The following is a 10,313-nucleotide window of genomic DNA, read 5'->3' on the forward strand; positions in this document are numbered from 1 at the left end:
GTTCTGGAGCCTGGGCCTGCGGACCAGCGCCCGCAACGCCCTGCGCGGAGCTGTCGTCGCGATCGAGGACGGCGAGGTGACCGCCAAGATCACGCTGGATCTGGGCGAGGACTTGCGGATCGCGTCGATCATCACCCGCCGCAGCCGCGAGGAACTGGGACTGGCGCTGGGCAAGCCCGCCATCGCCCTGATCAAGTCCAGCTTCGTCGTTCTGGGCGAGGGGCCTGTCGAGGATGGGATCAATCGCCTGGCCGGAACCGTGGTCGACCGCGAGGACGGGCGCGAGGTCAGCGAGATCCGCCTGAGCCTGTCGGCCGGCAAGACCCTGGTCGCGACCGTGCCGGCTTCGGCGACGCCGCCGGCCGTCGGCGATCGTGCGGTGGCGACCGTCGCCCCCTCCAACGTCATTCTCGCCGTCGAATAGGATCCGCTTCGTGAAAACCCTGGTTCTCGCCCTCTGCTTCGCGGGCTTCGCCACCGGCGCCTTCGCCCAGACCCTGGCCCTGAAGGGACCGTCGGGGCAGGCGGCGAGCCTCACCGCCGCCGATGTGGCGAGCCTGCCGCGGGTCAGCATCGCCTTCGACGCCCATGGCGAGAAGCACGTCTATGAAGGGCCGCTGCTGATCGACGTGCTGGCCAAGGTCGGGACCCCGACCGGCAAGGCCATTCATGGGCCGGAGATGGCCGACGTGGTGCTGGTCAAGGCGCAAGACGGCTACCAGGTGGCGTTCGGCCTGGCCGAGCTGGACCCCGGCACCCGGTCCAACCGCATCATCCTGGCCGACAAGGCCGACGGCGTGTCGCTGAGCGGCAAGGACGGCGCCTTCAAGGTGGTGGCCGAGGGCGACCTGCGGCCGGCGCGGTCGGCGCGCAGGGTCAGCGAGATCGAGGTTCTGCGGCTGGCCAAGCCCTAGGGGGCTAGTGGACGGTCACGCGTTGGGGTTCCGACTCGCCAGGACCGCCGCGCAACCGGGCGGGCAGGGGGTAGCCGTCCACCCGCAGGGCCGCGTTCAGCGCTCTAGCCAGCACCATGGTCGGCTGGGAATCGATCAGCAGAGGCTCGAGCAAGGCCTCGCCGGCCGCCGTCGCGCTGCCCGCCAGCCCGCAGGACACCATCAGCCGCTGCTCGTCCGTCGAGATGCCGCCGCAGGCCGGGCATTCCACCTGAATCGGCCGGCGCAGGCTGGCCTCCACCGACTGCATCCAGGCGACGAACAGTCCGCCGGTGCGGTTCGAGGCGCGGAAGGTCAGGGCCTGGGCGACCAGGCGTGTCGGGTGTTCGCCCGCCGACCTCAATGCCGCCCACTGGCGCATGGCGCTCAGAAGCAGCCTTTCGCCGACGGTCGGTCCGGACGTCCAGCGGAGCGCTACGGTGTCAGGGGTCATGGCGGCCTCGGTCGAGGGCGTCGCATCAATTGTTGCGACTGGTTCGCAATATCTAGCGCCTGGGTTTGTTGCGAGTCAATCGCAACAACTCGTCATCCACCACGCTGGACCGACGCTCGCCAGCGGCCTAGGTTCGGATTTCGTCGCAACCTGTTCGCCAGACTGAGTCTTTGGAGCCCGCGCTGTCCGCCCCACCTCGATCGATCACGCCGCTGATCCGGCTGTACGGCGAGAAGCGGGCCAATCTGGTGCGCGTCTTCGCCGCCCGGCTGCGCTCTGTCAGCGAAGCCGAGGACCTGATCCAGGACCTGTTTCTCAAGGTCCAGGCGCAGGGCGAGCTGGAGGTCGAGGGCGACGGCTCGGCCCTGTTGTTCCGCATGGCCAACAATCTGATGCTGGACCGGCTGCGCAGTCAGACCCGGGCCAGCGCGCGCGACGGAGGCTGGCGCAGCCTGCAGGGCGCGGTGCTGGGCGACCAGCAGGTGGCGGACGTCCCCTCGGCCGAAGAGGTCGTGACGGGGCGACAGCGCTTGAAGGTGATGATGGCGACGCTCGAGACCCTGCCGCCGCAGGTCGCCCGCGCCTTCAAGCTTCACAAGCTCGAAGGTCTCAGTCACGCTGAGACCGCGGCCGCCATGGGGGTCAGCCGCAGCTCGGTCGAAAAACACATAAGTGCGGCCCTCAAGGCCCTGATGGCCAAGTTGTCATGAGGGCGACTATTGTTTCTGGAACGGGTTTTGGAGGTTCCGTCGTCTTGGTGACGTCTTATCCTTGCGAGGACGCAACTTGGCGTCGGGACGGAGCGAAATGACGCGCGCCCAAACGGACATCGACGCCGAGATCGAGGCCGCGATCGCGTGGCTGGTTCGCCTGCAGGGCGAGGCGGTCACCGAGCGCGACTGGCTGGATTTCGACGCCTGGCTGACGGCGTCGCCGACCCATGCCCAGGCCTACGACGCCGCGCTGGCCCTCGATGAGCGGCTGGACCTCGACGCGCATCTTGCTCAGGGCGAGCCGGTCGACGCGAGCCTGGCCGCTCCCCTGACCGCCAATCTGATTCAATTGCGGCCGGCGCGCCGCGCCTGGGTCTGGTCCGCCGGCGCCGCCATCGCCGCGGCCTTTGTCGCCGGCGCGGTTCTGCTGCCGGCCAGCGGCCTGATGGGCGCGCACGAAACCACCTATGTGACGGGGGTCGGCGAGCGCCGGACGATCGCGCTCGAAGACGGCTCCCGGATCGAGATGAACGCCGCCTCGCGCGTGACCGTGCGCTTCGAGCGCCGTGCGCGCCGGGTCCGGATGGACGACGCCCAGGCGTTTTTCGACGTGGCCAAGGATTCTTCGCGGCCGTTCCTGATCTCGGCGGGCGACACCCAGGTGCGCGTGGTCGGCACCCAGTTCGACGTCCGGCGTCGCGACGGCCAGGTGGCGGTCAACGTCCAGCGGGGGCTGGTCGAGGTGCGGCCCGATGCGTCCGCCGCCCCGTTCCGGCTGCGGCCGGGGCAGGGGCTTTCTCACCACGAGGGCCAGTCGGCCGACGCGAAACTCTCGACGGTCGCCGTCGAGGAGGTCGCGGGCTGGCGTCAGGGCCGGCTGATCTATCGCGATCAGCCGCTTTCGCAGATCGCCGGCGACATGAACCGGCTTTTCCCGCGTCCGGTGAAGCTGGGCGACGCCGAGGCCGCCAATATGCGACTTTCCGGCGTGTTGATCGTCGATGAGCAGGATGCGATGGTCGATCGACTGTCACACCTGCTTCCCGTCCGAACGACGACGACTGAAGACGCTATCGTGATCCGAGCGCGCTAGAGCCTTGCTCAAGGGTCTGGAATCGTTCGAAGCGCGAAGCTTGAGCTCTAGGGGGATAGAGCTGGAGCCCGATGATTTCGGACACGGAATCCCAGCTTCGACTTCGACCTGACGATCCGGGGGCTCCCGGAGCGTTCGCCGTCGCTCGCCTGGGTTCCGCCACTTCCATCCTTGTGCTGACGATGGCGTCGAGCCTGGCCCTGGCCGGCCCCTCCGGAGCAGCCCCCACACGTTTCGGGTTCCATATTCCCGCCAAGCCCCGGTCCGAGGCGTTGATCGATCTCGGGGTGCAGGCGCGCGTCACCCTCGGGGGGGCCTCGTTCTGCACGGGACGCAGCCAGGCCGTCGTCGGCGTCCTGACCCTGCGCCAGGCGCTGGACGCCGTAACGACCGGCGCGCCGTGCCGGTTCGAGATCCTCGACAACGCCACGGTCAGCATCCTGCCCGCCCGCCCGGCGGTCCCCGCCAAGCCGCCGAGCGTCGCTCACCCGGCGCTCACCACCGCCCAGACCCTCGACAGCGTGATCGTCACCGCCACGAAGCGTCCGACGCGCCTTGGCGCCGCGCCCGGCGGACTCAGCGTGATCGGGGCCGAACGGCTGCGCGACAGCGGGGCGATCGACACGACCAGCATTTCCCAGCAGACCGCCGGCTTCATCACCACCAACCTCGGCGCGGCGCGCAACAAGATCATGCTGCGCGGGTTGTCGGACGGAACCTTCACCGGCCGCACCCAGCAGACCGTCGGCACCTATCTCGACAACATTCCTCTGACCTACAACGCGCCCGATCCGGACTTGCGGCTGATCGATGTCGACCGCGTGGAGATCCTGCGCGGTCCGCAGGGCGCACTGTACGGCGGCGGGTCACTGAGCGGGGTCTATCGGATCGTTTCGACCAAGCCGGTGCTGAACGACTGGTCGGGATCGGTTCTGGCCGGCGCGGCCGCCACCGAATCCGGCTCGCCCAGCAGCCGCCTGGAGGGCGTGCTCAACCTGCCGCTGGTGGCCGACCGGGCGGCGCTCCGGGTGGCGGCCTATAACGACGTGGAAGGCGGCTATGTGGACGACGTCAATCTGCGCCTTTCGAACGTCGACCGCACCACGCGCGCCGGCGGCCGCGCGGCCTTGTCGGTGGCGCTCAATCCGGACTGGTCGATCCTAGTCTCCGGCGCACGGCAGGACCTGCACGCCACCGACAGCCAGTACACCACCCCCAGTCTAGGCGGCCAGAAGCGCGCCAACCAGGTGCGCGAGACGCATGACAACGTCCTTCAGCAGGGCGCGGTGACGATCACCGGGGCAGGGGACTGGGGCCGGTTCGTGTCGTCGACAGGCTATGTCCGCCACCGCTTCGCCAGCCGGTTCGACGCCACGGCCGCGCTGAACGGCGCGGGGGCGGCCTCGGTCGACGTCGGCCTGTTCGACGAGGCCAGCAAGGTGCGGCTGCTGGTGGAGGACGCGGTGCTGTCGTCCCCCGACACCGATCGTTTCCGCTGGCTGTTCGGACTCTACGGCCTGGCCAGCCTGGAGGACAGCGACGGCGAACTGCGAGCCCGAACGTTCTATGACCCGTCGCGGCTGGTCTATCTCGAGGACCGCCGAGATCGACGGCGCGAGTTGGCCCTCTACGGCGAGACCGCCTACGACCTGGGCGGCGGCTGGACGGCCAGCCTGGGCGGACGAGCCTTCCGCAGCGAGATTCACACCACCTCGCTGGTCGAGGCGCCGGCCCCCGGCCAGTCGCGAGCGCTGGATCGAAAAGCGCGGTTCACGGGCGTGTCGCCGAAATTCTCGCTCCAGCGGACGTGGAGCGGCGGCGGGCTGGTCTATCTGCTGACCTCGGAAGGCTACCGCTCGGGYGGGTTCAACTCGGGCGGGCTGGTCGCGCCGTCGGCCCTGCGCGCCTCGTTCAAGCCCGACCATCTTCGCAACTATGAAATCGGCGGCAGCATTCGGCCGTGGGACGGGCGCATGATCCTGCGCACCGCGCTGTTCCACGACGTGTGGACCGACATCCAGACCGACCAGTATCTGGCCCCCTCGGGCCTGTCCTACACCGCCAATGTCGGCGACGGGCGCAACACCGGTCTGGAGCTCGAGGCGACGGTGGTGGCCGCGCCGGGGCTGACCCTGGACGCCAACGCGCTGTTCAACCGTCCCCGCCTGAGCAAGGTCGATCGCAATTTCGCCTCGGCGGCCCAAAGCGAGTTGCCGGGGGTTCCGGACGTCTCGGCCGGGGCCATGGTGCGATACGAGCGAAACATGGCCGTGAACCGTCGCCTGGTGCTGACGACCGAGCTCGAATATGTGGGCCAGTCGCGCCTGACCTTCGACCGCCGGCTTTCGCCGTCAATGGGCGGCTATGTCACGGGCCGCCTGTCGGCTGAGTTGACGGCTCGGGACTGGAGCTGGACCCTGGCGGTCACCAACCCCGCCAACGCGTCGAGCGACACCTTCTCCTACGGCAATCCGTTCAGTTTCGGCCAGGTGCGCCAGGTGACGCCCTTGCGTCCCCGGACCTGGAGTCTCCTGGTCTCACACGCCTTCTAGGTAGAGGCGCGCGCCCCGGCTCGCGTGAACGCGAAAATAGTTCTGAGGTTCCCTGAATTTCGCGACGTCTACTTTTCGACGGGGGCGTGCGTACAGGGCCGCCCCCAAGTCGGGGAAACTAGATGTCTGTCCTGTCAGGACTTGTCTGCGTCCACAACGAAGAGGCGCGCTTGGCCGAATGCCTGCAGCGCCTGGCGTTCTGCGACGAGATCGTGGTGGTCGCGGATCGTTGCACGGACCGCAGCGAAGCCATCGCCCGCAAGATGGGCGCTCGGGTCGTCTCGGGGATCTTCCCCGTCGAGGGCCTGCGCAAGGCGGCCGGCGTCGACGCCTGCCGCGGCGAATGGATCATGGAGCTGGACGCCGACGAAGCGGTGACTCCGGCCCTGGCCCAAGAGATCCGCGAGACGGTCTCCCGCGCCGACGCCGGCGACTGGTACCAGGTGCCCGTCGACAACTTCGTGGGCGCGCAACTGGTGCGGCATGGCTGGGGCGGCTCATTCGGCGCGTCCTCGGTCGCCCGGCTGTTCCGCAAGGGCGTCAAGACCTGGAAGRGCGAGCGGGTTCATCCCGGCACCACCTTCACCGGCGTCTATGGGGGGCGGCTGAACAACGCCATCCTGCACAAGGTCGACGACGACATCGCCGACATGGTTCAGCGCCTGAACCGCTACACCGCCCTGCGCGGCCAGGACCTGGCCGACAGCGGCAAGATCAAGAGCCTGTGGGACGATCTGTTCCGGGGCGTGCGCCGGTTCTACAAGTGCTATGTCTCGCGCAAGGGCTACAAGGAGGGCGACATGGGATTCCTGATCGCCATCATGGCCGGCCTCTATCCGTTGCTCTCGAACCTCAAGGCGCGCGAGATCCGGACGTTGAACGGCGTCCAGGCGGTGCATTCGGCCGGTGGCGCGGTGATCGGCCTGGGCCTTGAGGAGACCAGACTGGGCCAATCCGCCTAGGCGTTCGCCATGTCGCTCCACCGTCTCTTGATCGCCGTCCTGATCGCGCCAGAATTGGCCCGCTGGAGGACGCGCGGCCATGCGCCGGTGTTCTGGTGGCGCGACGACGACGCGCGCGGCCCCACGGCGGCGCTGGATCGCCTGTTGGCCCTGTCGGTGCGCTTCGCGGCGCCGATCACCATCGCGGCGGTGCCCGACGGCGACATCGCGGCCTTGGCCAAGGCGTGCCGCGCTATCCCCGGCGCGGAGTTGGCCGTCCACGGCTTCCGGCACGAGAACCGTGCGCCCGTGGGTCAGCCCTCCGGCGAGGTCAACGACCAGGATCGCCTGGCCGACGTGATGTCCGACCTGGGCGCGGCGATGGACGTGTTCTTCCGCGCCGGCGTGACGCCCAGCCTGTTCGTTCCGCCCTGGAACAACGCCCATCCCACCCTGAAGCGGGCGCTGGGCCTGCAGGGTTTGGGCCTGTCTTGCTACGGCGAACCGCGCGGCCCGGACGAGCCCGATCGCCTGGACGCCCATCTGGACGTCATGCGCTGGAAGCCCGAACCGCGCTTCCGGGGCGCGCTCCGGTTCCTGCTGCGAACCCGCCGCTTGCTGATCGAGCGTCGGGCGAAGGCGGCCTGGGGCGAGCCGTTGGGCCTGCTGACTCATCATCTCGATCATGACGAGGGCGCCTGGCGCTTCCTCGAAGCGTTCCTGYCCGTCGCCAAACCCGTCGCTCGGGCGGCCTTCGGCGAATCAACAGCCCCCGCGAGCGGTCCGATGACGCTGAAGACGGGCTAGGCGAGGGGCCTACGGCCTGCATCCCGCCAAGTTTGTATCAAGGCTCGCCCCGCGAAGGCGACCTGCACCGTCATGCCTAGAAGCCAGTTCCAGCTGGGGTGGAAAGGTGAGCGACCGACGTTCCTCCAACTTCGTTACAACATTCACGCTCGTGATAGTGAGTGTTGACAGAGAGCGATCACCAGTGCAGCTTTGAGGGGTAGCGTCGGCATCCATGATCGACGCACGGGGAGATAAGCGCATGAAGGTAGTTCTTCTCGCGTCGGCCTGCGCCGCCGCGTTGGTGTCGACGTCCATGACCGCCCAGGCGCAGACCGCGTCCCCGGACGTCCCGGACAAGGCCGCCGCCCAAGCCGAAACCACTCTGCTCAACGAGGTCGTGGTCACGGCCACGCGGCGCAACGAGCGCCTGCAGGACGTGCCGCTCAGCGTCACGGCCTTTTCGCAGAAAGACCTGACGGCCAAGGGCATCGTCGGGTACGAGGGGCTGGCGCGGGAGACCCCTGGCGTCGTGCTCAACAAGCCGACCGCCAATTTCAACAACTTCACGGCCCGGGGCATCGCCACCAACGGCTATGGCGCCAATCTGCAGAGCACGGTCGCGATCTATATCGACGAACTGCCGATCTCGACGATCGGCAATACGACCGTTCTGGATCCCAATCTGTACGACCTGGAGCGGGTCGAGTTCCTCCGCGGCCCGCAGGGCACGCTGTTCGGTTCGGGCTCGCTGTCGGGCGCGCTGCGCATCCTGACCAAGAACCYGGACCTGGACGAGTATGACGCCTCGGCCCTGGTCGATTTCGGACTGACGGGGTCGGACTCCGTGCGCCAGCGCTACAACGGCATGGTCAACGTGCCGATCATCAAGGACCAGCTGGCCCTGCGCGTCGTCGGCTTCTACCGGCACGAGGAAGGCTATGTCGACAACCTCGGCACCGGCATCCACAACTCCAACACCCTGGTCGACGGCGGCGGACGCGGGACCCTGCTGTGGAAGCCGAACGACCGTCTGTCGATCAAGCTGCTGGCCTCCTACGAGAAGAGCAATCCCAAGGACTCCTCGCTGGTCATCCCGTCGCTGGGCCGCAACAAGCGGATCTCCGACCGCCCCGACCTCTTCGTGGGCAAGCTGACCAGCTACAACGCCACGATCGACTATCAATTCGACGGCGCGCACCTGACCAGCTCGTCGACCTATTCGAAGTTCGACCAGAAGTTCTGGGTCGACCTGGCCGGCACCTTCGGCGCCGCCGGGATCGCCTTCGGGCTGGACGCCAACGGCTATCAGAACACCTTCGTCCAGGAGGCGCGCCTCGCGTCGGATCCGGGCGGCAAGTTCGACTGGGTGGTCGGCGGCTTCTATCTCGATCGCCGGCTGGACGTGGACTATTTCTACCGGTCCTCGCCGCAGTACCTGGCTTCACACGGGATCACCGGCCTTCCGGACGAATATTATCAACGCCAGTACACCCACATCAATTCGCACGAGCAGGCGGGCTTCGGCGAGCTGACCTACCACATCAACGACAAGCTCTGGCTGACCACCGGCCTGCGCTATGGCGGCACCGACGCCCAGGGCTTCACCGAGGGCGGCTACAACAGCGCCTACCTGACCTATGCGATCTTCGGCATCTCGGGTCCGCTGGCCATGGTGCCGATCCCGGCGGGCGCCGGCGTCAAGGCCAAGGCCACCAAGCCGTCCTACAAGGTCAGCCTGTCGTACAAGCCGTCATCGAGCCTGACCACCTACGGCACGGTGTCGACCGGCTTCCGCACCCCCGTGGTCAACGCCTTCGCGGGACGGCCCAGCGTGGTCAATCCCAACGACCTGATCATCCCCTACGGCGCTTCGTCGGATGACCTGACCAACTACGAGGTGGGCCTGAAGGGCCGCTGGTTCGACGGCACGCTCAGCGCCAACCTGGCGGCCTACATCATCGACTGGAGCAACATCCAGGTCCAGGCCAACCGTGTGTCGGACTCGGTCCAGTTCGCCACCAATATCGGCGGCGCGATCAGCAAGGGCGTGGAGTTCGAGGTCGTGGTCGCGCCGGCGACGGGCCTGACCGTCGGGATGAACGGGTCGTTCAACGACGCCAGGGTGAACAGGCTCACGCCGGCCGAGGCGGCGATCTCCGGCGCCGTGGACGACGCCCGCCTGTCCGCCCCGCACTTCCAGGGCTCGCTGTACGTCAACTACGGCTTCGACCTGACGGCCAACGCCAAGGCCAACGCCTCGGTGGTGTTCCAGCATGTCGGAAACTATCCGGGCTCGTTCCCCAACGTGCCGGGCCAGCCCACGACCAAGAGCCCGACCTATGGCTTCACCGACGCCTACGAGAACGTCAACGCCACGTTCGCGGTGGCGATGGACCGGCTGACGGTCGGCGCCTATGTCGAGAACATCTTCGACAACCACTCGATCACCTACGTCCACCCGGAGGCCTTCCTCGCCAGCCGCTACGCGACCCTTCGGCCGCGCACGGTCGGCGTGCGCCTGGGCTACGACTTCTAGATGGCGGGCGTGGACACCGTCGCTCCGCCCCTGGCCGCGCAGTCCGCGCGGCCAGGAAGGGGCGCCTGGATCGCCCTGGCGATCCTGTGCTTCGTCTATGTCCTGAACTTCCTGGATCGGCAGTTGCTGTCGATACTAGCCAAGCCGATCCAGGACGAGTTGGGGGTCACTGACGGCCAGCTGGGCCGGATCACCGGCCTCTATTTCGCGCTGTTCTATTGCCTGATCTCGATCCCGGTCGGCTGGCTGGCCGACAGGACCAACCGCACGCGCGTGCTGGCCTTCGCCTGCGCCTTGTGGAGC

Annotated in this window: 10 protein-coding genes; 9 read left to right on the plus strand and 1 reads right to left on the minus strand. The window is 67.8% G+C overall.

Going from position 1 to position 10,313, the window contains the following annotated elements; all coding sequences use genetic code 11:
- Together AC1DZ6_RS10470 and AC1DZ6_RS10475 are read left to right on the plus strand one after the other, a co-directional pair.
- On the plus strand, nt 1-424 hold a 424-nt coding region (locus tag AC1DZ6_RS10470; RefSeq protein ID WP_477097120.1), incomplete at its 5' end, for a TOBE domain-containing protein.
- Nucleotides 425-434: 10 nt separating this feature from the next.
- Nucleotides 435-914, plus strand: a complete 480-nt coding sequence (locus AC1DZ6_RS10475; RefSeq protein ID WP_477097121.1) for a molybdopterin-binding oxidoreductase — start codon at nt 435-437, stop codon at nt 912-914.
- Between the two features lie 4 nt (nt 915-918).
- Here the strand turns inward: AC1DZ6_RS10475 and AC1DZ6_RS10480 are convergent, their stop codons facing one another.
- Nucleotides 919-1,386: a hypothetical protein gene (locus AC1DZ6_RS10480; RefSeq protein ID WP_477097122.1), complete on the minus strand. Its 468-nt coding sequence runs from the start codon at nt 1,384-1,386 to the stop codon at nt 919-921.
- 170 nt (nt 1,387-1,556) lie between these two features.
- On the opposite strand from AC1DZ6_RS10480, the gene AC1DZ6_RS10485 reads away from it, so the two are divergent.
- The 7 genes from AC1DZ6_RS10485 to AC1DZ6_RS10515 all read left to right on the plus strand — a co-directional run.
- The gene (locus AC1DZ6_RS10485; RefSeq protein WP_477097123.1) at nt 1,557-2,096 is read left to right on the plus strand and encodes an RNA polymerase sigma factor; all 540 of its coding nucleotides are present in this window, start codon (nt 1,557-1,559) and stop codon (nt 2,094-2,096) included.
- Nucleotides 2,097-2,193: 97 nt separating this feature from the next.
- Nucleotides 2,194-3,192, plus strand: coding sequence for a FecR family protein (locus AC1DZ6_RS10490; RefSeq protein WP_477097124.1), 999 nt, complete (start codon nt 2,194-2,196; stop codon nt 3,190-3,192).
- 182 nt (nt 3,193-3,374) lie between these two features.
- Nucleotides 3,375-5,744: a TonB-dependent receptor gene (locus AC1DZ6_RS10495; RefSeq protein WP_477097125.1), complete on the plus strand. Its 2,370-nt coding sequence runs from the start codon at nt 3,375-3,377 to the stop codon at nt 5,742-5,744.
- A gap of 122 nt (nt 5,745-5,866) precedes the next feature.
- Nucleotides 5,867-6,706 carry a glycosyltransferase family 2 protein gene (locus AC1DZ6_RS10500; protein WP_477097126.1) on the plus strand — a complete coding sequence of 280 codons (840 nt, stop codon included), beginning with the start codon at nt 5,867-5,869 and terminating at the stop codon, nt 6,704-6,706.
- Nucleotides 6,707-6,715: 9 nt separating this feature from the next.
- The gene (locus tag AC1DZ6_RS10505; protein WP_477097127.1) at nt 6,716-7,492 is read left to right on the plus strand and encodes a polysaccharide deacetylase family protein; all 777 of its coding nucleotides are present in this window, start codon (nt 6,716-6,718) and stop codon (nt 7,490-7,492) included.
- A 241-nt stretch (nt 7,493-7,733) separates the two neighbouring features.
- Nucleotides 7,734-10,010: a TonB-dependent receptor gene (locus tag AC1DZ6_RS10510; protein ID WP_477097128.1), complete on the plus strand. Its 2,277-nt coding sequence runs from the start codon at nt 7,734-7,736 to the stop codon at nt 10,008-10,010.
- The coding region (locus tag AC1DZ6_RS10515; RefSeq protein WP_477097129.1) for an MFS transporter at nt 10,011-10,313 on the plus strand (303 nt) is incomplete at its 3' end.

This window comes from Caulobacter sp. P1_B12_2, from assembly GCF_056406675.1.

What these genes read in the sequence shown, in the direction of transcription:
- AC1DZ6_RS10480 (WP_477097122.1), bottom strand. Translation starts at nt 1,386, where the DNA reads ATGACCCCTGACACCGTAGCGCTCCGCTGGACGTCCGGACCGACCGTC.
- AC1DZ6_RS10490 (WP_477097124.1), top strand. Translation starts at nt 2,194, where the DNA reads ATGACGCGCGCCCAAACGGACATCGACGCCGAGATCGAGGCCGCGATC.